Source organism: Sphingobium sp. B7D2B (genome assembly GCF_025961895.1).
Taxonomy (GTDB): Bacteria; Pseudomonadota; Alphaproteobacteria; order Sphingomonadales; family Sphingomonadaceae; genus Sphingobium.
Map to the genome: position 1 here is coordinate 860,132 of NZ_JAOQOM010000001.1, position 20,234 is coordinate 880,365.

Annotated in this window: 21 protein-coding genes; 7 read left to right on the forward strand and 14 right to left on the reverse strand. The window is 65.5% G+C overall.

Annotated elements, in window-relative coordinates:
* Positions 1 to 2: 2 nt before the first annotated feature.
* A complete protein-coding gene (locus M2341_RS03805; RefSeq protein WP_264584282.1) occupies positions 3 to 341 on the forward strand; it encodes a hypothetical protein in 339 nt (112 codons plus the stop codon).
* Between the two features lie 287 nt (positions 342 to 628).
* Positions 629 to 2,131, forward strand: coding sequence for a replicative DNA helicase (locus M2341_RS03810; RefSeq protein WP_264576546.1), 1,503 nt, complete (start codon positions 629 to 631; stop codon positions 2,129 to 2,131).
* 283 nt (positions 2,132 to 2,414) lie between these two features.
* On the opposite strand, the gene M2341_RS03815 is transcribed toward M2341_RS03810, so the two are convergent.
* The 6 genes from M2341_RS03815 to cobA form a co-directional block, all read right to left on the reverse strand.
* Positions 2,415 to 3,599 carry an NAD(P)/FAD-dependent oxidoreductase gene (locus M2341_RS03815; RefSeq protein WP_264584283.1) on the reverse strand — a complete coding sequence of 395 codons (1,185 nt, stop codon included), beginning with the start codon at positions 3,597 to 3,599 and terminating at the stop codon, positions 2,415 to 2,417.
* Positions 3,600 to 3,896: 297 nt separating this feature from the next.
* On the reverse strand, positions 3,897 to 4,676 hold the full coding sequence (locus M2341_RS03820) for a phosphoadenylyl-sulfate reductase (RefSeq protein WP_264574460.1): 780 nt from the start codon (positions 4,674 to 4,676) through the stop codon (positions 3,897 to 3,899).
* On the reverse strand, positions 4,669 to 5,109 hold the full coding sequence (locus tag M2341_RS03825; RefSeq protein ID WP_264576544.1) for a DUF934 domain-containing protein: 441 nt from the start codon (positions 5,107 to 5,109) through the stop codon (positions 4,669 to 4,671). Before M2341_RS03825 ends, M2341_RS03820 begins: the two co-directional genes overlap by 8 nt.
* Positions 5,102 to 6,733, reverse strand: a complete 1,632-nt coding sequence (locus tag M2341_RS03830) for a nitrite/sulfite reductase (RefSeq protein WP_264578182.1) — start codon at positions 6,731 to 6,733, stop codon at positions 5,102 to 5,104. Before M2341_RS03830 ends, M2341_RS03825 begins: the two co-directional genes overlap by 8 nt.
* Before the next feature lies 1 nt (position 6,734).
* Positions 6,735 to 7,034, reverse strand: coding sequence for a DUF2849 domain-containing protein (locus M2341_RS03835; protein WP_264584284.1), 300 nt, complete (start codon positions 7,032 to 7,034; stop codon positions 6,735 to 6,737).
* 4 nt (positions 7,035 to 7,038) lie between these two features.
* Complete coding sequence (cobA, locus tag M2341_RS03840; RefSeq protein ID WP_264584285.1) at positions 7,039 to 7,839, reverse strand: uroporphyrinogen-III C-methyltransferase; 801 nt, start codon at positions 7,837 to 7,839, stop codon at positions 7,039 to 7,041.
* A gap of 520 nt (positions 7,840 to 8,359) precedes the next feature.
* Between cobA and M2341_RS03845 the strand changes: the two genes are divergently transcribed.
* Positions 8,360 to 8,767 carry a DUF1489 family protein gene (locus M2341_RS03845; RefSeq protein ID WP_264572045.1) on the forward strand — a complete coding sequence of 136 codons (408 nt, stop codon included), beginning with the start codon at positions 8,360 to 8,362 and terminating at the stop codon, positions 8,765 to 8,767.
* An 18-nt stretch (positions 8,768 to 8,785) separates the two neighbouring features.
* On the opposite strand, the gene queA is transcribed toward M2341_RS03845, so the two are convergent.
* From queA to M2341_RS03870, 5 genes are all read right to left on the reverse strand, one after another.
* Positions 8,786 to 9,817, reverse strand: a complete 1,032-nt coding sequence (gene queA, locus M2341_RS03850; RefSeq protein WP_264584286.1) for a tRNA preQ1(34) S-adenosylmethionine ribosyltransferase-isomerase QueA — start codon at positions 9,815 to 9,817, stop codon at positions 8,786 to 8,788.
* Between the two features lie 92 nt (positions 9,818 to 9,909).
* Positions 9,910 to 10,626, reverse strand: coding sequence for a peptidylprolyl isomerase (locus tag M2341_RS03855; protein WP_264574466.1), 717 nt, complete (start codon positions 10,624 to 10,626; stop codon positions 9,910 to 9,912).
* Between the two features lie 77 nt (positions 10,627 to 10,703).
* The gene (gene coaD / locus M2341_RS03860; protein WP_264584287.1) at positions 10,704 to 11,222 is read right to left on the reverse strand and encodes a pantetheine-phosphate adenylyltransferase; all 519 of its coding nucleotides are present in this window, start codon (positions 11,220 to 11,222) and stop codon (positions 10,704 to 10,706) included.
* A gap of 10 nt (positions 11,223 to 11,232) precedes the next feature.
* Positions 11,233 to 12,135: a polyprenyl synthetase family protein gene (locus M2341_RS03865; RefSeq protein WP_264584288.1), complete on the reverse strand. Its 903-nt coding sequence runs from the start codon at positions 12,133 to 12,135 to the stop codon at positions 11,233 to 11,235.
* 7 nt (positions 12,136 to 12,142) lie between these two features.
* Positions 12,143 to 12,388, reverse strand: coding sequence for an exodeoxyribonuclease VII small subunit (locus M2341_RS03870; protein ID WP_264576537.1), 246 nt, complete (start codon positions 12,386 to 12,388; stop codon positions 12,143 to 12,145).
* A gap of 124 nt (positions 12,389 to 12,512) precedes the next feature.
* Here M2341_RS03870 and M2341_RS03875 point away from each other — a divergent pair, with 124 nt between their 5' ends.
* Both M2341_RS03875 and purL read left to right on the forward strand, forming a co-directional pair.
* Positions 12,513 to 12,890: a hypothetical protein gene (locus M2341_RS03875; RefSeq protein ID WP_264578189.1), complete on the forward strand. Its 378-nt coding sequence runs from the start codon at positions 12,513 to 12,515 to the stop codon at positions 12,888 to 12,890.
* Positions 12,891 to 13,032: 142 nt separating this feature from the next.
* Positions 13,033 to 15,270 (forward strand): phosphoribosylformylglycinamidine synthase subunit PurL, encoded by a 2,238-nt coding sequence (gene purL / locus M2341_RS03880; RefSeq protein ID WP_264584289.1) that lies wholly within the window; start codon positions 13,033 to 13,035, stop codon positions 15,268 to 15,270.
* 42 nt (positions 15,271 to 15,312) lie between these two features.
* Here purL and M2341_RS03885 read toward each other — a convergent pair whose 3' ends face one another.
* The 3 genes from M2341_RS03885 to M2341_RS03895 form a co-directional block, all read right to left on the reverse strand.
* The gene (locus M2341_RS03885) at positions 15,313 to 16,356 is read right to left on the reverse strand and encodes a CAP domain-containing protein (RefSeq protein WP_264584290.1); all 1,044 of its coding nucleotides are present in this window, start codon (positions 16,354 to 16,356) and stop codon (positions 15,313 to 15,315) included.
* 188 nt (positions 16,357 to 16,544) lie between these two features.
* A complete protein-coding gene (locus M2341_RS03890; RefSeq protein WP_264584291.1) occupies positions 16,545 to 17,078 on the reverse strand; it encodes a GNAT family N-acetyltransferase in 534 nt (177 codons plus the stop codon).
* Positions 17,071 to 17,877 (reverse strand): methyltransferase domain-containing protein, encoded by an 807-nt coding sequence (locus M2341_RS03895; protein ID WP_264584292.1) that lies wholly within the window; start codon positions 17,875 to 17,877, stop codon positions 17,071 to 17,073. Before M2341_RS03895 ends, M2341_RS03890 begins: the two co-directional genes overlap by 8 nt.
* Before the next feature lie 84 nt (positions 17,878 to 17,961).
* Between M2341_RS03895 and M2341_RS03900 the strand changes: the two genes are divergently transcribed.
* Entirely contained in the window at positions 17,962 to 19,179 is a 1,218-nt protein-coding gene (locus M2341_RS03900) for a DUF418 domain-containing protein (RefSeq protein ID WP_264584293.1), read from the forward strand.
* Between the two features lie 97 nt (positions 19,180 to 19,276).
* Positions 19,277 to 20,155, forward strand: a complete 879-nt coding sequence (locus M2341_RS03905) for a LysR substrate-binding domain-containing protein (RefSeq protein WP_181558738.1) — start codon at positions 19,277 to 19,279, stop codon at positions 20,153 to 20,155.
* Positions 20,156 to 20,234: the final 79 nt, after the last annotated feature.

A 20,234-nucleotide genomic window follows, 5' to 3' on the forward strand; every position in this document is an offset into this window, starting at 1 on the left:
GCATGGACGGCAACGACGCAGTCGAGTTTTTCAATGCTGTGCATGAGCGGTTCGGAACCGACCTGACTCAACTCTACGAGCATTGGAGGGACCATTTTGGGCCAGAGGGGCTTTCTTGCTGGTTTGGACTGATCATTATCCCGCCTGCCGCCTTGGGCGGCGCAATCGCTGGGATGGCGGGCTGGTCCACATTCGGGGGATTGGCAATTGCAACCGTGTTGATTGCCACATTTTTCTGGGGTTTTCGGCGGTGGGGACCGCCAGACAAGACGATCCCTATTACGGTTGAAGAAGTCGTCAATGCTGTAGAGTTGGGTTCCTGGTATGAACACCTTAGATAGGCGTGCCCACCAGCGCCATGTGCTTCTCCTTAGATGCCGTTCGTGCTGAGTAGGCGCTGAGTAGCGCCGGAGGCGCGTAGCGAAGGGCCGTATCGAAGCAACTGTGGCGCTGGTGGGCAGTCCTTCGATACGCCGCTTCGACAGGCTCAGCGGCTACTCAGGACGAACGGCGGCTCCGGGTGCGAGCCTGCCGGAAATCCATCCCCAGTCTTATCCACAATCCTCCACAGCTGGACGCACCCTCGGCTCTTGCGCCGCAGGTCGGAAGAGAGGACAATGCGCCCCCCATGTCAGAAAACACGATCCGTCTTGCCCCGGTGCCCGATGTGCCCGGCTCTGAAGCCCGTATGCCGCGCAATGTGGAGGCGGAGGCTGCGCTGATCGGCGCGTTGATGATCGACAACCGGATCGTCGAGGACGTGCAGATGGAGCTGCGCGCCGAGCATTTCTTCGAGCCGCTGCACGGGCGCATCTATGAGGCGATCCTAAAGCTGGTCGATCGCAACATGGTCGCCAATCCGGTCACGCTGAAGCCGCTGCTGGAAAGCGATCCCGCGCTCAAGGAACTGGGCGGCCCGGCCTATCTTGCGCAGCTGACCGGCAGCGGCGCGGCGGTGATCGGCGCGCGCGATTTTGCGCGGCAGGTCTATGATCTGGCGCTGCTGCGCGAGCTGGTCGGTGTCGGGCGGGAGCTGGTCGACAAGGCGCTCGACACCTCCGATGCCATCGACCCTAAGGGGCAGATCGAGCAGGCGGAGCTGGCCCTCTATGCGGTGGCCGAGCAGGGTGGTGACACCGGCAGCATGAAGACCTTCGCGCAGGCGACGCGGCTTGCGGTCGGCATGGCGGAGAAGGCGCTCAATTCCGGCGGCCATGTCTCGGGCATCACCTCGGGCCTGGATGGCCTGAACAACCGCACCGGTGGCCTGCACCCGTCGGACCTCATCATCGTTGCCGGACGCCCGGGCATGGGCAAGAGCTCGCTGGCGACCAATATCGCCTATAACGCTGCCAGCCGCTGGATGCGCGACATGGCCGACGGCATTCCGCCGGAAAAGTCGATCGGCGCGCCGGTTGCCATTTTCAACCTGGAAATGTCCGCCGACCAGCTGGCGACGCGTATTCTCGCCGAGCAGTCGGGCATCAGCGGCGAGAAGCTGCGCATGGGGCGGATCAACCATAGCGAGTTCCAGAACCTCGTCCGCGCCTCGCGCGAGTTGCAGGATCTACCGCTGTTCATCGACGATACCGCTGGCCTCACCATCGCGGCGATGCGCACCCGTGCCCGCCGCCTCAAGCGCCGGCACAATATCGGCATGATCGTGGTCGACTATCTCCAGCTGCTGCAAGGCTCGGGCAAGGCCGGCGACAGCCGCGTCAACGAGATTTCCGAGATCAGCCGTGGTTTGAAGACGCTCGCCAAGGAGCTGATGGTTCCGGTGATCGCGCTCTCCCAGCTCAGCCGCGCGGTGGAAAGCCGCGAGGACAAACGCCCGCAACTCTCGGACCTGCGCGAATCCGGCTCGATCGAGCAGGACGCCGACATGGTGTGGTTCCTCTACCGCGAGGACTATTACGAGATGAGCAAGGAGCCCAAGATCGAGGACGAGGGCGCTTATGCCGCCTGGCGCGAAAAGATGGACCGGATCACCGGCCATTCCGAGCTGATCGTCGCCAAGCAGCGCCACGGCGCCACGGGCAAGGTGCGGCTCTACTTCGATTCCAAGATCACGCGGTTCACCGATCTGGCGGACGATAGCTATGCCGGGGCGGATGATGGTTATGAGTGAGGTGGAGGGCTTGGCCTGAACCTCCGTTTCCGTTCGTGTCTATGGACTTAGACTGCCCCCAGGACGGGCGCTCAGGATCAACTTGAGCCGTTGCTGAACTCGAAAGACGTAAGGACGGTGCTCTCCGTGTCTCGACTTCGCTCGACACGAACGGAGTTGGTGGCTTGTCTAGCAGATGTTGTGTTCCTGCGAAGGCAGGAACCCAGGACGCAGCCGACCAACTTCTCCGCCCTGGGCTCCTGCCTCCGCAGGAGCACGTGGGTGCGATGATGGTGCAGTGGACTTAAACCGCCTGCCCGGCCGCATTGGCGCTGGCCCAGGCCCACTGAAAATTATAGCCGCCCAGCCACCCGGTGACATCCACCGCCTCACCAATCACATACAGGCCCGGAACCGCCTTGGCCTCCATCGTCTGCGAGGATAGGCCGGCGGTATCGACGCCGCCCGCCGTCACCTCCGCTTTGGCATAGCCCTCGCTGCCATTGGGCAGGAACGTCCAGTCCGCGAGCCGCGCTTGTGCGGCGGCAAGGGCGCGGTCGGGCAGGTTGCCGAGCTCCGCTTCCAGCGCGAGATCGGCCGCCAACCGGTCCGCGAGGCGCTCGGCCAGAGCGGCGCGGAGCAGGCGGCGCAGGGTTGTGCGCGGGGCCTCCCGCTTGGCGGCAAGCAGCCAGTCGCGCGGATGATCGGGCAGAAAGTCGATGCCAACGCCCTCGCCATGGCGCCAGTAGGAGGAGATTTGCAGGATCGCCGGGCCGGAAAGCCCGCGATGCGTGAACAGTGCCGCCTCGCGAAATCGTGTTTTGCCGGTGCGGGCAACGACATCGGCCGAGACGCCGGACAGCTCCCGGAACAGCGCGTCTTCGCCGCTCAGGGTCAGCGGCACCAGCGCCGGGCGCGGCTGCACGACCTTGAGGCCGAACTGGCGGGCGAGGTCATAGGCAAAGCCGGTCGCGCCCATCTTGGGAATGGACGGCCCGCCCGTGGCGATGACCAGCGCCGGCGCGGTCGCGATGCCACGCGGTGTGTTGACGTGGTACTGGCCATCGGCATGGGTGACCTCGCGGATGGGGCAGGCGCAGGCGATGTCGACCGCGCCCTTCGCGCATTCCTCCAGGAGCATGGCGACGATCTGCCGCGCGCTACCGTCGCAGAAGAGTTGCCCCAACGTCTTCTCGTGCCAGGCGATGCCATAACGCTCGACCAGCGCTAGGAAATCCTGCGCGGTGTAGCGACTCAGCGCCGATTTGGCGAAATGGCGGTTGCCGGAGAGGTAGCGATCCGGCGCGGTATGGAGATTGGTGAAGTTGCACCGCCCGCCACCGGAAATGAGGATTTTCTTGCCCGGCTCATCGGCATGATCGAGCAGCAGCACCTTGCGCCCCCGCTGCCCAGCGACCGCCGCGCACATCAGCCCGGCGGCGCCGGCGCCGAGGATGATGGCGTCATAAGGGGTGGGGGCGGTGGGCATGGGGGCTTTCGGCTGGGGGTGAGGCGCAATGCCTACGCCGCGACGACCAGGTTTGGAAGCGCTTGACCGGCAAGTTACTCTCTCCCCTCGAGGGGAGAGATACGCAGGCTTGCCGATTTATCGGCTAGCCGGAGTAGAGAGGGGCGAGCTGCTGTGCCGAGTTTCCCCTCTCCCAACCCTCTCCCCTGAAGGGGAGAGGGCTATTCAGTTAGGTGGACTCAGGGGCAAGCCCGGGGTGACGATAGATGAAGCGGCAATCCCTGACAGGCCCCGAGGCATTCGACGCCGAGCTTCGCCTCAAAACGCCGGTTGGTTCGCCGGGTCTTCGGGGTCCGCCAGCGGCGTCGAGCTGGTGTGGATGCCGCATTCCACCTTGTCCCAGCCGCGCCAGCGACCGGCACGCGGGTCTTCGCCCGGCATCACCTTGCTGGTGCAGGGTTCGCAGCCGATCGAGAGATAGCCCTGTGCTTCCAGCGGATGGCGGGGCAGGTCGTGCGCGGTGAAATAGGCTTCCAGCGCCGCCTTGTCCCAATCACCCAGCGGATTGATCTTCAGGCGCCCGTCCTCGATCTCGAAGCGCGGCAGGTTCTGGCGCGTCACGGACTGGAAGGCCTTGCGCCCGCTAATCCACGCATCGAGGCCTTGCTTGGCGCGGGCCAGCGGCTCGACCTTGCGGATCTCGCAGCAGCCATCGGGGTCGTAGGACCAGCGCAGACCCTTGTCGTCCTTCGCCGCCAGCACGTCGGCCTTCGGCTCGACGACGCGGCTGTCGGTGAAGCCGAGGGTGCGGATCAGCGTATCGCGATAGTCCAGCGTTTCCGGGAACATCTTGAGGGTGTCGACGAAGATCACCGGCACGCTCTTGTCCGCCTGTGCGATGAGGTGGAGCAGCACCGCGCTTTCCGTGCCAAAGGAGGAGACGACGGCGACCGTGCCCAGCGCATCCTCGGCGAACAGCGTCTTGAGCATCGTGCCCGCATCCACGCCCGCGAAGCGCGCGTTGAGCGCGTCCGCATCCGCCTGCGTCCAGCGCGGGGCGGCGTCAATCCGGTCGATCTGGCGAGCGGCTTCAGCCATTGCTCGCTCCGTGGCGCTGCGCCCAGATCGGCGCGCGCGGATCGACGGTCTTCTGATAGACGCCGGGGAAGCGGTTGAGCGCTGCCTCGACCAGCGCAGGGTCGAGCGGCTTGTCCGGCCGGAAGCTGTCGAACCCGCAGCGAACCATATGGCTGATCTGATCGACCGCGACATCACCCACCGCGCGCAACTCCCCGGCATAGCCAGCCTCACGCAGGATGCGCGCCGCCGAATAGCCGCGTCCGTCGCCGAACACGGGGAAGTTCACCTCCACCAGCGCCACGCGGTCCAGATGCGGCAGCAACTCGCGGGCGTCCTCGCCCGGCTCGATGCGCACGGCGGCCGAATTGCTCTGGCCGGAAAAGGCCTCCAGCGTCACGGCGGGCAATTCGGCTGCCTCGCCGCCTTCACGCAGGGACAGATATTCAAGCATAAAGTGCCTCCTTGAACGGGGCCATGCCGATCCGGCGGAAGGTGTCGACAAAGCGCTCGCCCTCCTGCCGGTTGGCGAGATAGACGTTGGTGGCCTTCTCGACCGCATCGACAATGCCGTTCTCGTCGAAACCAGGACCAGTAATCTGACCGAGGCTGACATCGTCCGCGCCCGATCCGCCGAGCAGGAGCTGGTAATTCTCCACACCCTTCCGGTCGACGCCGAGAATGCCGATATTGCCGGCATGGTGGTGGCCGCAGGCATTGATGCAGCCGCTGATCTTCAGCTTCAGCTCGCCCAGCTCCTTCTGCCGATCGAGATCGGAGAAGCGCTGCGCGATCTTCTGCGCGACCGGGATTGAGCGCGCATTGGCAAGGCTGCAATAATCCAGGCCCGGGCAGGCGATGATATCGCTGATGAGATCGAGATTGGCGGTGCCGAGATCGGCTTCTTCCAGCGCCTTCCACAGCGCGTAGAGATCCGCCTTCTTCACATGCGCCAGCACGATGTTCTGGGCGTGGGTCACGCGCAGCTCATCGAAGCTGTATTTCTCGGCTAGGTCGGCCATCAGGTCGATCTGCGCGGAGGAGGCGTCGCCCGGAATGCCGCCAATGGGCTTCAGGCTGATGTTGACGATGGCATAGCCCGGCACCTTGTGCGGCTTCACCTGCGTGCTCACCCAAGCCGCGAAATCGCGGTCGGAGAGGTCGATCTCGTCCGAGAGGCCGGTCTCATAGGCGGGCGGCGCGAAGTGATCGGCAATGCGAGCCAGTTCGGCCAGCGGCGGATCGAGCCCGAGCGTCTTCATGTGCGCGAACTCTTCCTCGACCTGGCGGGTATATTCCTCCCGGCCCATTTCGTGGACGAGGATCTTGATCCGCGCCTTGTACTTGTTGTCGCGCCGGCCGTGGCGATTGTAGACGCGCAGGCACGCCTCTAGATAGGAGACGATTTCGGCGAAGGGCACGAAGTCGCGGATTTCCGGCGCCACCATCGGCGTCCGGCCCATACCGCCACCCACGAACACGCGGGCGCCGATTTCACCGTCTTTCTTCACCAGCTCGATGCCGATATCGTGCAGGCGCATGGCCGCGCGATCCTCTGCGCTCGCGATCACCGCGATCTTGAACTTGCGCGGCAGATAGGTGAACTCCGGGTGGAAGCTCGACCACTGGCGCAGCAGTTCCGCGAGCGGGCGCGGATCGGCGACCTCGTCGGCGGAGACGCCGGCATATTGGTCGGACGAGATATTGCGGATGCAGTTGCCGCTGGTCTGGATGGCGTGCATCTCCACCGAAGCCAGATCGGCGAGAATGTCCGGCGCGTCCGCGAGCTTGATCCAGTTATACTGGATGTTCTGGCGGGTGGTGAAATGGCCGTAATCGCGGTCATATTTGCGCGCGATGTGGGCGAGCATGTGCATCTGCTTGCCCGACAGCGTGCCATAGGGAATGGCGACGCGCAGCATATAGGCGTGCAGCTGGAGATACAGGCCGTTCATCAGGCGGAGCGGGCGAAACTGCGCCTCGCTCAGCTGCCCGTCGAGGCGACGCTGGGTCTGGTCGCGGAATTCGGCAACGCGGGCATCCACCATCGCCTGGTCGTAAGTGTCATATTGGTACATGTCAGATCACCCAGTTGCCGGCATTGGGGTCGGCGGGTTTGAGGCTCAAGTCGAGGCGCACGGTCGGGCCGAGCGCGCGGATACGCTCCTTGATGTGGGCGGGGCGGATACTGCCTTCTCCGTCCTGCTCGCCGTCGATCACATAGGCTTCGTTCACGCGACGCGCGGCGGCTTCGGCCTGGGCGATTTCCGCGGCCTTCTCGCCGACGTCCACGGCGTCGTTCACATGGATGGACCAGCCTTGGCCAGTCCACCAGATGACGTCGCCGGTGGCGAGATCATTGCCGGTCAGGATATTCATGTCGTCAGTGGCTCCCCGCACCTGTGCTGTGCTGAATGTGAAATGATCCAAGCGGCAGGCAATCGAGCGCATCGGCATGCCGCACGACCTCGCCCACCACGATCAGCGCCGGACTCTCGACCGCCTCGCGCGCCACAAGATCGCCGAGATCGGCGAGCAGGCTGCGCAGCACGCGCTGATCGGGGCGCGTCGCTTTCTCAATGACCGCGACCGGCGTCGAGGGCGAGAGCCCGTCGCGCATCAGCTTCTCGGCAATATCCTGGCTGGTCGCGAGGCCCATATAGATGACGAGCGTGCGTCCGGGCCCGGCCAGGCCGACCCAATTCTGCTCGGAAAGACCCTTGCACTGCCCCGCGACGAAGCTGACGATGCTGGCATCCTCGCGATGCGTGAGTGGCAGGCCGGCACTGGCGCCGCCGCCGACCGCCGCGCTGATGCCGGGCACGACCTCGCAGCGCACACCAGCCTCGCGGCAGGCCTCCAGCTCTTCGCCGCCACGGCCGAAAATGAAGGGGTCGCCGCCCTTGAGGCGCACGACGTCACGGCCCGAAAGCGCCTCGCCGACGAGCAGCGAATTGATCGCCTCCTGCTTCATCGAATGGCGCGAGCGTTGCTTGGCGACTGAGATCAGCTCCGCATCCGGCGAAGCCAGAGCGAGGATGGCGGCATCGACCAGACCGTCATGCACGATCAGGCTCGCCCGGCCGATCAAACGGGCAGCACGCACCGTCAGCAGATCGGGATCGCCCGGACCTGCGCCAACGAGATAGACCGTGCCGGCCGTAAAGGACTCAGAGTGCGCCATGGGTGGTAGATGCGTTCGAGCACCCAAGCCCGCAACCGACGCTTGCTTTAGCAGGCCGAAGCGAAACTATTGTGGGGGCTTTGGGTGGTGGCAGAGGTGGTGCCAATAGCGGGTCAGGAGAGCGCTTCGGTGGCGATCTGACTGCTGCGCGGCAGCAAAGCGTCTAAGCGAATAGGACGACATTGCTGCCGAGTCTTCAACCTTCTCCCCTTGAGGGAGAAGGATACGGAGCCTTGTCGCCAGTAGGCGGCTAGGCGCAGTTGGATGAGGGGTGGCGGATCGTTGATCCGCGCGATCCAGCGGATCGCATACCCCTCTCCCAGCTTCGACTAGGCAGCACGCTGCCAAGTCTGCGCATCCCTCTCCCTCAGGGGGAGAGGGTAGAATACGCCCGCCCTCGATAACCTAACTGCTTCGCTAACCGCTTGGGTGGCGGACGCGGAACCAGGCAACCAACCACCGCTCCCGCCCCACCGCTTCCCGCCATTGCGAATTCGCCGCCACGCCCTAGATCGGCATCATGCCCCTTCATATGACCAAGATCGCCTTCCAGTCGGAGAGCGCCGCCACCTTGCGGGAGTGGCTGGAAAGCCACGCGCAGGCCGGAGAGGGTGGCGAGGCGCGGTTGACGACGCGCTATTTGCCCAAGCGGCATGAGGAGATGGCCGGCGGGTCGCTCTATTGGGTACTGGCGCATCAGATCGTCGGGCGCAGTCCGCTGCTCGGGTTTGAGGCGCGGCCGGATGGACGGCAGTGGATTCGCCTCGCCCCGCGGCTCATCCCGGTGGTGCCGCGCCCCAAGCGCGCCCATCAGGGTTGGCGCTATCTGGCTCACGAGGATGCGCCGCCGGATATGGGGGATGGCGAGGGCGGCGACATGCTGCCCGATCAGCTGGCGGCCGATCTTGGCCGGCTCGGGCTGATCTAGGCCCCCCGCAGCCCGCCCTCAGGGGAGTAGCAGGCTCGCATCGCCATAGCTGTAGAAGCGATAGCCCTGCGCGATGGCGTGGGCATAGGCCACCTGCATCCGCTGCCGCCCCATCAGCGCGCTGACCAGCATGAACAAGGTCGAGCGGGGTAGGTGGAAATTGGTCATCAGCCCGTCAATGGCGCGGAAGCGATAGCCCGGGGTGATGAAAATGCGCGTCTCATCCGCAAATGGCCGGATGATGCCATCTTCCCCGGTGGCGCTTTCGAGGAGGCGCAGGCTGGTCGTGCCCACCGCGATCAGGCGCCCGCCATTGGCACGGACCGCATTCAGCCGATCCGCCGTCGCTTGGTCGATCCGCCCCCATTCGGCATGCATGCGGTGTTCGTCGGTATCGTCGGCCTTGACCGGCAGGAAGGTGCCGGCACCGACATGCAGCGTGAGCGTGGCCTGGCCGATACCGGCCTCGGCGAGCGCTGCGACGAGGCCGGGCGTGAAGTGCAGCGCTGCTGTGGGCGCCGCGACGGCACCCGGCTCCTGCGCGAACATCGTCTGATAGTCCTCGCGGTCCTGCTGGTCGGTGGGCCGCTTGCTGGCGATATAGGGGGGCAGGGGCATCTGGCCGGCGCGTTCGAGCAGAAGTTCCACCGGTTCGTCGCCGAGGAAGCTGAGCGTCATACCGCCATCGGCGTCCCGCTCGCCGGCCTGCGCGTGCACGCCTTGCGCGAAGGCGATGATGTCGCCGGGCCGCACTCGCTTGGCGTTGCGCACGAAGACCTGCCAGTCGCGCGGACCGAGGCGCTTGTGCAACGTCACTCCGACCTTCGCCTCGCCGCGTTGCCCCTCCAGCTGGGCGGGGATGACGCGCGTATCGTTGAAGACGAGGCAGTCGCCGGCACGGAGCACGGTCGGCAGATCGCGCACGCCCATATCGCGCAGGCCCCCGTCCTGGCCTTGGAGCACCAGCATCCGCGCGGCATCGCGTGGCGTGGCCGGACGCAGGGCAATCCGCTCGGGCGGCAGGTCGAAATCGAAAAGGTCAACGCGCATGGCTGGCGCCCTTAGCGTCTGCGCCGGACATTGAACAGGTGCCGGTCAGCGCGGGGCGGCTGGCCGGTAATCCCTCGCGCGTATCGGCGCGCTCAGCCTGCCGTGCTGCTGCCGGCGGGCGCGGCGGCCTGCTGATCGCTCTGGATATAGGCGCGCACGATGGTCGTCGGCTGAGCCGGCGGCTCGCCCTTGGCGATCTGGTCGACACCGGCCATGCCATCGATCACCCGGCCCACAACCGTATATTTGTGGTCGAGCTGCATGCGCGGCATCAGCATGATGAAGAACTGGCTGTTGGCGCTGTCATCGCTTTGCGCGCGGGCCATGGAGACGGTGCCGCGCATGTGCGGCAGCCAGCTGAACTCCTGCTTGAGGTCCGGCAGGGGCGATCCGCCGGTGCCATCGCCCTTGGGGTCGCCGCCCTGCGCCATGAAGCCATCGATCACGCGGTGGAACTTGAGGCCGTTGTAGAAGCCTTCCCGCGTTAGCGTCTTGATCCGCTCGACATGGCCGGGGGCCACGTCCGGGCGGAGCAGGATGCGCACGGTGGCGCCGTCCGAGAGCGTCAGCACCCAGGTGTTTTCGGGCGTGACCGGCGTCATTGCGACGAGCGGCTTGTCCGTGGACTTCTCCGCGTCCTCGCGCAGGGCGTCGGCATCCTTTTGCGCGCGGGCCGCCATTTCGGCCTTCGCCAGGGCATCCTGCGCACCGCCGCCCGGCTGGGCCTGGGCGGAATTGGCGCTGGCCAGCATGAGGCCGCAGGCGGCGGCAAGCGCAATGCCGGAGCCAAACAGTCGGGTAACACGCATGTCGTCCATCCTCATTTCACGGCCGAACCGGGCCCGGCCGCCAACTAGCGTCGCATGGCTGAACCAATGATGACCCGTCAAGTCTCGTCTGCCCTGCCGGCGTCGACGCTCATGCCGAGCCGCGCCATCACATCGGTGCGAACACCGGGCGAAACGAACTTGCCGATGTCGCCGCCCAGCCCTGCAATTTCCTTCACGAGGCGCGAGGCGATCGGCTGCAGCGCGACGTCGGCCATCAGGAACACCGTCTCGATGCTGGCATCGAGATACTGGTTCATGCCCGCCATCTGATACTCATATTCAAAGTCCGCCACCGCGCGCAGGCCGCGCAGGATCAGCGAGGCGCCGACCGAGCGGGCATAATCGATCAGCAGCGAATCGAAGGGCCGCACGTCGATATCCGCATCGATTCCCGCACATTCCCGCCGGACCATCGCCAGCCGCTCGTCCAGCGTGAACAAAGGCGACTTGCTGGGATTGGTCGTCACGCCGATCACCAGCCTGTCGACCAGCTTCGAGCCGCGCCGGATGATGTCCATATGGCCGAGCGTGATAGGGTCGAAGGTTCCCGGATAAAGGCCGATGCGGTGAACCATGTGCGCGTCCTTAATAGCTGCGGCTGATCGCGAAATCGGCAATGTCGCGCAGCAGATCGGCTTCCTCGCCAAAATCGCGCAGATGGTCCTTGGCCTGCGCCACCAGCAGGGATGCCTGCTGCCGGGCCTTCTCCACGCCCATCAATGAGGCGAAGGTGGCCTTGCCAGCAGCGGCGTCCTTGCCCACGGCCTTGCCGGTGACGGCGGCATCCCCTTCGATGTCCAGCAGATCGTCGGCGATCTGGAAGGCCAAGCCGACATCATGGGCATAGCCGCGCAGGCTGGTGCGTCGCTCCTCGGGGATTCGCGCGAAAATGGCGCCGGCTTCCAGGCAGAAGACAATCAGCGCGCCGGTCTTGAGCAATTGCAGTCGCGTGATCGCCGGCAGATCGAACTGCGTCGTTTCGGCGACGAGGTCCATCATCTGCCCGCCGGCCATGCCCGCCGGGCCGCTGGCCTGGGCCAGGCTGGCGATCAGTTCGCAGCGCACGGTCGCATCAGCGTGCGTGCGCTCGTCCGCCAGCACCGCGAAGGCGAGATCGTGCAGGCAGTCGCCGGCGAGGATTGCCGTTGCCTCATCGAAGGCGCGATGGGCCGTCGGCTTGCCGCGCCGCATATCGTCATTGTCCATCGCGGGCAGATCGTCGTGGATCAGGGAATAGACGTGGATGCACTCGACGGCGAGGCCGGCGCGCACCGCGCTTTCCCAGCCGATGTTGAAGAGGTCGCAGCTTGCCTTCACCAGCAGCGGGCGCAGGCGCTTGCCCCCGCCGATGGCGCTGTAGCGCATCGCCTCATAAAGCCGCGCGCGCTGGTCATCGGGGACCGGCAGCAACCGATCGAACTGCACGTCGATGGCTTGCGCAATCTCCGTCAGGGCGGTTTCCAGCCGGGTTCCGGCATCCTCGCGCATCAGCGGATCATTCACTGGGATAAGGGGCCGTCCGCGCGGCGGACCCATCGGCGCTCGCTGTGATCTGCTCGATCCGGGCCTGCGCGGCATCGAGCCGCTTCTGGCATTGCAGCCGCAGATCCTCGCCCTCGCGATAGAGGGTGATGGACTGGTCCAGCGGCACGTCGCCGCGCTCCAGTTGCTGGACAATCGCCTCCAGGCGCTTGAGCGCGTCCTCGAAGCTGAGGGTGCCGTTCTCGGTTTCGTCTGCCATGCCCATGCATTGACCCGGCTCCCCCACAGGGTCAAGCGTGCTCTCAGCGCTCCCCCGAAAAATGGCGTATTGTCACGCAAATCAAGTTGACCTCGCGGGAGCGAATCGCAATAGCCGCGGGGCTATGAAAACCCTCACATACCCCTCAATCGCGCTTTGCGCGGCCGCGCTCGCCTTGTCTGCGTGCAAGTCCGAGCCTGAAACCTTCAACACTGGCACGAATGACCCGATGGCTGCAGAACTGGCTAATGCCGGTAACGTCGCCCTGCCTCCCATGCTCCGTGCCAGCACCACCTATCGCTGCAAGGACAACAGCCTGATCTTCGTCGACTTCATGACGGACGATGTGACGGCGAACCTGCGCACCGAAAAGGGCGGTCCGATCACCGGGCTCAAGGCACCGGAAGCCGGCCAGCCCTTCGTTTCCGCCGATGGCGCGACGAAGCTGGAAGGCGCCGGCGAGACGGTCACGTATAACGGTCAGGCCTGCAAGGCGGGCTGATCGGCTGATCTTGGTTCAACCGCACGGTCCGCCCTGGCGGGCCGATGCTCAAAGAATGGCCGACCCGAGAGGGTCGGCCTTTTTCGTTACAAGGGCCGATCGGGCGGTTGTGCCCGCCCGCTGGCGGCGATAAAGGCCGCTCATGTCGACCAGCACCACCCCAAGCGCCTCAGGCATCACCCCCGAAATCGTCGCCGAACACGGTTTCACCCCCGAGGAATATGAGCGCGTTGTGAACGCCATCGGCCGCGAGCCGAATATCACGGAGCTCGGCATCTTCTCGGTGATGTGGAGCGAGCACTGCTCGTACAAGTCCAGCCGCATCCACCTGAAGAAGTTGCCGACCGAGGCGCCTTGGGTGATCTGCGGTCCCGGCGAGAATGCCGGTGTCATCGACATTGGCGATGGGCAGGCGGCGATCTTCAAGATGGAGAGCCATAACCACCCGAGCTACATCGAGCCCTATCAGGGAGCGGCGACCGGCGTCGGCGGCATCCTGCGCGACGTGTTCACCATGGGCGCGCGCCCGATCGCGAACATGAACGCGCTGCGCTTCGGGCGTCCGGATCATCCGCGCATGAAGCACCTCATTTCCGGCGTCGTGCGGGGCATTGGCGGTTACGGCAATTGCGTGGGCGTGCCGACGGTCGGCGGCGAGACCAATTTCCATGCCGCTTATGATGGCAACATCCTCGTCAATGCCATGACGGTGGGCGTCGCGGAGACGGACAAGATCTTCTATTCGGCCGCTTCGGGCGTCGGCAATCCGATCGTCTATGTCGGCTCCAAGACCGGGCGCGACGGCATCCATGGCGCGACCATGGCCTCGGCCGATTTCGGCGAGGATTCAGAAGAGAAGCGCCCCACCGTTCAGGTCGGCGATCCGTTCACCGAGAAGCTGCTGATCGAGGCCTGCCTCGAACTCATGGCCTCTGACGCCATCGTCGCGATTCAGGATATGGGCGCGGCAGGCCTGACCAGCTCGTCGGTGGAAATGGCGTCCAAGGGTGGCGTCGGCATCCGGCTGGACATGGACAAGGTGCCGCAGCGCGAAACCGGCATGACCGCCTATGAGATGATGCTCTCGGAGAGCCAGGAGCGGATGCTCATGGTGCTCAAGCCCGGTAAGGAGGCCTTTGCCGAGGCGATCTTCCACAAATGGGAGCTGGATTTCGCGGTCATCGGCGAAGTGACCGATACGGGCCGGATGGTGCTGGTCCACCATGGCGAGACCGTATGTGACATCCCGCTCGGCCCGCTGGCCGACGATGCCCCGCTCTACGATCGCCCTCATGTGCCGACTCTGCCGCTCGCGCCGCTCGCCAGCACACCGGACAGCAAAGATCCCGCAGCCGATCTGCTTGCGCTGATGGGTTCGCCTGATCTCGCATCGCGCCGCTGGATCTGGGAGCAATATGACCACATGGTCGGCGCCGACACCGCGCAGGCGCCCGGTGGTGACGCGGCCGTCGTGCGCGTGCATGGCACCAAGAAGGCGCTGGCGATGAGCACCGACTGCACGCCGCGCTATTGCTATGCCGATCCGGTGCAGGGCGGCCGCCAGGCGGTGGTCGAGACGTGGCGGAACATCACGGCAGTGGGCGGCCAGCCGCTCGCCATCACCAATTGCCTCAACTTCGCCAATCCGCAGCGCCCGGAGATCATGGGCCAGATCGTCGGCTGTCTCGAGGGCATGAGCGAGGCCTGCCGGGCGCTCGATTATCCCATCGTGTCGGGCAACGTCTCGCTCTACAATGAGTCGAAGGCGACGGGCGGCGGCAGCGCGATCCTGCCCACCCCGGCCATTGGCGGCGTCGGCCTGCTGCCGGATGTCGAGCGGATGTGCACCATCGCGTTCAAGGATGTCGGCGACATCATCTTCCTCGTCGGGGAGCGCACCGGATCGCTCGGCCAGTCACTCTGGCTGCGGCAGGTCCATGGGCTGGAAGGCCGTGATGCGGGACCGCCGCCGCCGGTCGATCTCCCCACCGAGCGCCGGACCGGCGATTTCGTGCGCGAGGCCATTCGCTGCGGCGCGATCACGGCCTGTCACGACGTATCGGATGGCGGCGTGGCCGTTGCGGTGACGGAGATGGCGCTTGCCGGCGGCATCGGCGCGATCCTCGATCAGCCGCTGGCCGGCACCACGGCGGAAACCTATTTCGCCGAGGATCAGGGCCTGTATGTCGTGACCGTGCGCGATGCGGCGCTGGTCGAGATGCTCAGCCATGCCGAGGCGCGCGGCGTCACGGTCGCGCGGCTGGGTCGCACCATTGCCAACCGCATCATCTTCGAGCTGCCCGAGAGCGACCATTCGGTCGCGCTGGCCGATCTGCGCACCGCGCATGAAGGCTTCTTCCCGGCGCTGATGGACGCCTGACCGGCGCCCGTCGGTGCCGGCTCAGGGCGCCATGCGGCCGGGTCAGGGCACCATGCGGAAAGTGTATTCGTAGCCGCTCTGCGGCGCGCCGGTGATGCCCACAATCTTGACGGTGTAGGTCGTGTTGGCCTGCAGGCCCGTCACGCGCCACTCGATGTTGTTCGGCACCCCATATCCGTCATTGTCATACTTCACGTTGGTGACAGGCAGGCTCGTGCCACCGCTGCTGACCGTGATGATGGCGCCGCTAAAGCCGACGTTTCCGTTGGCGCCATAGGTCCCGGTCTTGTTGGCGAGCACGGTGAACGAGAGAATGTCGCTCGCGCCGAAGTAACGCTGCGGATAGTTGCCCTGCGGATAGGCGATGAAATCGGGCAGGCTGCTCGGGGCTGGTGCCGCGACGCTGGTGCTGAAACCAAAGACCTTCATCGTCGCGCCATCTGCGCGTTCGCCCGAAGGCAGCTGATACACGGACCGCCCATAAGCAATCTGACCGAGGAACGGGTTCAGGATCCAGCGACGGTGGCCGATCGAGAGGCTGTTGCGCTCCGTCATCCACCCCGCCAGCAGATCGTCTTCGGTCCGCCATGGCAATGACCCCCATCCGCCGATGAGATTGCCCGAGCCGGCGGCGTCGCGACCTGCGGTCGTATAGCATGTCCATGTGGGTGGGGGATTGTGGTCCAGCGTCCTGTTCGCGGCCATCATGAGCGAGGAATCGTCGACGCCCTGATTGGCAGACGCCGCGTAAACGACGGCGGGAAGCCCATGCAGCGCGCGCACCGCGTTCACCTTGGCCAGCATGTCCATCCGCACGCTGGTCTTGAGCACGCCGGTGTTGCACGAGGCGACATTCGGTTGCGTATCGTAGAGCGCGGCCGCCGCCGCCGTCCAACTTGTCGGCGTTGGGGTAGGGGTCGGCGTCGGGGTAGGACTTGGCGTGGGTGTGGGCGCCGGGGTTGGCGCGGGCGTGGGGGTGGGGGTCGGCGCGACCGTGATCGGCGTCGATCCGCTGCCGCCACCGCCACTGTCACTGCCACCGCAGCCGGCCAGCGAGAGCGCCAGCAGGCTTGAGGCGAGCCCCATCCATATCTGCTGTCCACGCGGCAGGTCCGACCTGTTGAGGATTTCTGCAGCCCGCATCTTGTCCGTCCGTTCCCAGCTTTGCCACGGCTTTTGGCACCGTGTCGTTCTGGCGCAGGCTAGGCGCCGAACTATGGCAAAACTCTAAACGGGGCTGCGGTTCGTCGGGCGGCAGAAACGCTGCATCGCTTTCAGTCGCGGCGCAGAATATATTCCTCGTCGCGGTGGTCACCGACATGGAACAGATAATCGCCGACCTTGTGGAAGCCGGCGGCCGCGTAGACTGCCTGCGCCCGGTCATTGCCGGACCAGACGCCGAGCCAGCTTGGCCCCGGATAGCGCTCTGCAAGCCAATCCAGCGCGCTTTTCAGCAAGGCGCCTCCCAACCCGTACCCCTGATGGGCGCGACGGACGTAGAGTTGATAAAGTTCTCCGGAGTGCGCGCTGACCTCCGGGTGCGGCAGCTTGCTCGGTCCGGCATGGGCATAGGCGACCAGCTCTCCGCCGGGAGTGGCGCACACCCAGCTGGCGTGGGTCGGGTCCGCCAGTTCGCGGGCGACGGCCTGCGCGCCATAGGCCTCGATTTCGAACCGGGCGAGGTCAGTGGGCGGATAGGGGACCGCGAAGTCTTCCAGAAAGGTCTCGCGAAAGCAGGTAAGCTTCAGCCTCGCCAGGGCTTCGGCATCCTCGGCTACTGCCCTGCGCAGGGTCGGTCGATCAGTCATGCCACAGCCTGCCATAGATGATGTGGTAGTTTGAAGCCCCGCTATCCGTATCGAACCGCGCCATCACGCGGCGGAGCGAAGTGGGCGCGAGGCAGCGATAGCCGGGCTGCGGCACCCGCGCGCCGATGGCGTGGAAATGCCGGGCCAGCGCCAGCCCGCCAGGCGCGTGCAGCGGAACCAGCTCCTCGGCAAGATCGCACTGGCCCAAAGCCTGCGCCATCGCGGCCACCTCATCGCGGCTCGGATAGTCGCGCAGACCGCAGACCAGCCCTTCGCGCGCATGGGCTGCGCGCCAGTCACTGAAGCTCTCGGCGCCCATCGTGGCGAAGCACAGGCTCCCGCCCGGCGCCAAAAGGCCGTGCAGGCGGGCGAGGGCTGCCGGCAAATCCTCGAACCACTGGAAGGCGAGGCTGGAGAGAATGAGGTCGAAGCGCTCGGTGCCCAGATCCGGGCGTTCTCCATCCATCACCAGCAGCCGCGCCGGGCTGCCGGCCTCACGTATCGCCGCGATCATGCCGGGCGCGATGTCGGTGGCGGTGATCGCCGCATTCGGCCAGCGCTCCGCAATCAGCCGCGTCAGCAGGCCGGTGCCGCAGCCGATCTCCAGCACGGTTGCCGGATCGCGCGCACCAGTATCGGTGCCGCCCGTCGTAAAGTCGAGCAGGCGCATGGCGACATGGCGGTGCACGCCGGCATCGCCCTCATAGCGGGGCGCCGCCGCGCCGAATGCGGCGCCGATGCGTGTCTTGCAGTCGCTGACCATCGCCGCGCGAATGCACCAGCTTGGGGTGGACGTCACGCCAAAAGGCGATAGAGCAACGACCAATCGAACAAGGCGCCGGCCCGCTCATGCGCCCGGCCCGCAACCGGGACAGCACAGCGCATGGCCGATGAGGGCTTTCGGATCGAGGGACTGGATTTTCTGAGGGGGTGCGCCGTGATGGGCATCCTGCTCGGCAATATCGTAACCTTCGGGCTGCCCTCTGCAGCGGGGTTCAACCCGTTCACGGTGGGGACGCAAGGGCCAGCGGATCTGGCGACCTGGTTCGCGACCTTCCTGCTGGTCGATGGCAAGATGCGTGCGATTTTCGCGATGCTGCTGGGTGCGTCCATCCTGCTGGTGATCGAATCGGCAGAGATGAGCGGGCGGGACGGGCTGCAGGCGCATCGCCGGCGGATGCTGTGGCTGCTGCCCATCGGCGTTGCGCATTATCTGCTGCTCTGGTCGGGCGATATCCTCGTCCAGCTGGCCCTGTGCGGCCTGATCGCCACCCTGTTCATCCGGTTCGAGACGCTCGGCCTCATCAAGCTCGCGCTGGCCCTGCTGCTGCTCCAGTGGGCGATCAATCTGGTGGCGGTATGGCCCGCCTTCTCGCTCCGCGCGGCAGCGCTGGCACCGGGAGCCGCACCAACCATCGTCGAGCATTGGCAGGCCTATGCGGACTCGGCCGGCATGGGCGCGAGCCGGGCGGTTGCCAATGAGATCGTGCTTTATACTGGTGGCTATGCTGGCATTTTTGCCGAGCGGATCGGCGCCGCGCCGCGGGCGGCGCTGAATCAGATCCTCTATTCCTGGCCCGAATGTCTGGCCTTCATCGCGCTTGGCATGGCGATGCTCAAGGGCGGCTTCATGGCGGGCCAGTGGCCGGTCCCCCAATATCGCGCGACATGGCACCGGGCGATGCTGGTCGGCCTGGTGCCGATGGCGGGCCTTGGCATCTGGGTGCTGCTGTCGGGCGATGCGCTCGCGGCGCAGGCAGCCTTGTTCGGCTGGTCGGTGCCGCTCCGTCTGCCCCTGGCCGTCGCTCTGGCCGCGCTGGCGATGGGACTGGCGGCGCAATATCCGCAGGCGCCGCTGGTTCGGGCCATTGCAACGATTGGCCGGCTGGCGCTCTCCAATTACCTGCTCACCAGCCTGCTGATGACCGGCCTGTTCTACGGTTATGGCGGAGGGCTGTTCGGCGCGCTGACGCGGACGCAGCTTTTGCTGGTCGTGCTGGCGATGTGGACCGTAATGCTCGTCTGGTCGGTCCTTTGGCGGCGATCGATGGGGCAGGGGCCTGTCGAACGGCTCTGGCGTCTGGCGTCGCGTCGCGGATAGCGTTGAGATAACAAAGGCTCAAAACGCTCTGGCGTCGGCTGAGCGCTTGCGGCATAGTTGTGCAATGCAGCATAAACTTGGGTCCCGTTAAACATCGATGCGCAGGCTTCCCCCTCTCACCGCCCTCGAGGCTTTTGTGCAGGTCGCCCGCACCGGCTCGGTAAAGGCCGCGGCCGAGGAACTGGCTTTGTCAGCCCCCGCGCTCAGCCGCCGCATCCAGGCGCTCGAGCGATTTTTGGGCTACAACCTGTTCGAGCGCAAACACCAGCAGCTCGAACTCAATCAGAACGGCCATGCCCTGATCAAGGAGATCGCGCCCGCGCTCGATGCGCTGGGCGCGGCTATCGAGAGCGCCACTGGTGGCGCGCGGACGATGCGGGTTCGGCTGGGCATGTTGCCCTTGTTCGCCAGCCAACGCCTGTTCCCGCGGCTGGGCGAGCTACACAAGCAGCATCCCGATCTCCATCTGGACGTGGATACCAGCCCCAATGCCATCGCGCGCCTGGGCGAAGGGCTGGACGCGGCCATCGTGCTGGCGCGGGATGTGGATCCCTCGCTATACGGTCGCGAATTGGATCGCGATCTTGTCTACCTCATCGGGTCGAAAACCTTGCTGGAAGGCCCCCGGCCGGTCACGCGCCCTGAGGACATCGCCCGCCAGACCCTGCTGGTTCACCGCGACATGTCGGCGACGTTCGACGTCTGGAAGGAGGCGGTCGGCCTGCCGAATCTAACGCCGGCGTCGATCGACTATTATGATTCGGGCGCGCTGATGCTGGAGGCGGCGGCACAAGGACTCGGCATCGCCGCGATGCATGGGCGCCATTTCAAGGAAGCGCATGACCCCCGGATCGTGCGGCTGTTCGATTATCATGTCGAAAGCCCCTATCGCTATTTCTTCGTCTGCCGCCCGAAAGCCATGGAAAAGCGCGCTGTGCGCATGTTCCACGACTGGGTGATCAACGCAGAAATCTGACCGGGCCGGACCGTCGTCGGTCTGCGCTGTCGACGATTTGTAAACGCTGCCACCCTTATGGCGTGCCTTCGCTCGAACG

Bases quoted from the DNA above. Each gene is read 5' to 3' on its own strand.
- M2341_RS03855 (WP_264574466.1), bottom strand. From the start codon at position 10,626: ATGCGTGTTACCCGACTGTTTGGCTCCGGCATTGCGCTTGCCGCCGCC.
- M2341_RS03875 (WP_264578189.1), top strand. From the start codon at position 12,513: ATGAAAACCCTCACATACCCCTCAATCGCGCTTTGCGCGGCCGCGCTC.
- coaD (WP_264584287.1), bottom strand. From the start codon at position 11,222: ATGGTTCACCGCATCGGCCTTTATCCGGGAACCTTCGACCCTATCACG.
- M2341_RS03905 (WP_181558738.1), top strand. From the start codon at position 19,277: ATGCGCAGGCTTCCCCCTCTCACCGCCCTCGAGGCTTTTGTGCAGGTC.
- cobA (WP_264584285.1), bottom strand. From the start codon at position 7,839: ATGGCGCACTCTGAGTCCTTTACGGCCGGCACGGTCTATCTCGTTGGC.
- purL (WP_264584289.1), top strand. From the start codon at position 13,033: ATGTCGACCAGCACCACCCCAAGCGCCTCAGGCATCACCCCCGAAATC.
- M2341_RS03820 (WP_264574460.1), bottom strand. From the start codon at position 4,676: ATGGCTGAAGCCGCTCGCCAGATCGACCGGATTGACGCCGCCCCGCGC.
- M2341_RS03830 (WP_264578182.1), bottom strand. From the start codon at position 6,733: ATGTACCAATATGACACTTACGACCAGGCGATGGTGGATGCCCGCGTT.
- M2341_RS03870 (WP_264576537.1), bottom strand. From the start codon at position 12,388: ATGGCAGACGAAACCGAGAACGGCACCCTCAGCTTCGAGGACGCGCTC.
- M2341_RS03885 (WP_264584290.1), bottom strand. From the start codon at position 16,356: ATGGGGCTCGCCTCAAGCCTGCTGGCGCTCTCGCTGGCCGGCTGCGGT.
- queA (WP_264584286.1), bottom strand. From the start codon at position 9,817: ATGCGCGTTGACCTTTTCGATTTCGACCTGCCGCCCGAGCGGATTGCC.
- M2341_RS03865 (WP_264584288.1), bottom strand. From the start codon at position 12,135: ATGCGCGAGGATGCCGGAACCCGGCTGGAAACCGCCCTGACGGAGATT.
- M2341_RS03810 (WP_264576546.1), top strand. From the start codon at position 629: ATGTCAGAAAACACGATCCGTCTTGCCCCGGTGCCCGATGTGCCCGGC.
- M2341_RS03890 (WP_264584291.1), bottom strand. From the start codon at position 17,078: ATGACTGATCGACCGACCCTGCGCAGGGCAGTAGCCGAGGATGCCGAA.
- M2341_RS03805 (WP_264584282.1), top strand. From the start codon at position 3: ATGGACGGCAACGACGCAGTCGAGTTTTTCAATGCTGTGCATGAGCGG.
- M2341_RS03835 (WP_264584284.1), bottom strand. From the start codon at position 7,034: ATGAATATCCTGACCGGCAATGATCTCGCCACCGGCGACGTCATCTGG.
- M2341_RS03815 (WP_264584283.1), bottom strand. From the start codon at position 3,599: ATGCCCACCGCCCCCACCCCTTATGACGCCATCATCCTCGGCGCCGGC.
- M2341_RS03825 (WP_264576544.1), bottom strand. From the start codon at position 5,109: ATGCTTGAATATCTGTCCCTGCGTGAAGGCGGCGAGGCAGCCGAATTG.
- M2341_RS03845 (WP_264572045.1), top strand. From the start codon at position 8,360: ATGCCCCTTCATATGACCAAGATCGCCTTCCAGTCGGAGAGCGCCGCC.
- M2341_RS03900 (WP_264584293.1), top strand. From the start codon at position 17,962: ATGGCCGATGAGGGCTTTCGGATCGAGGGACTGGATTTTCTGAGGGGG.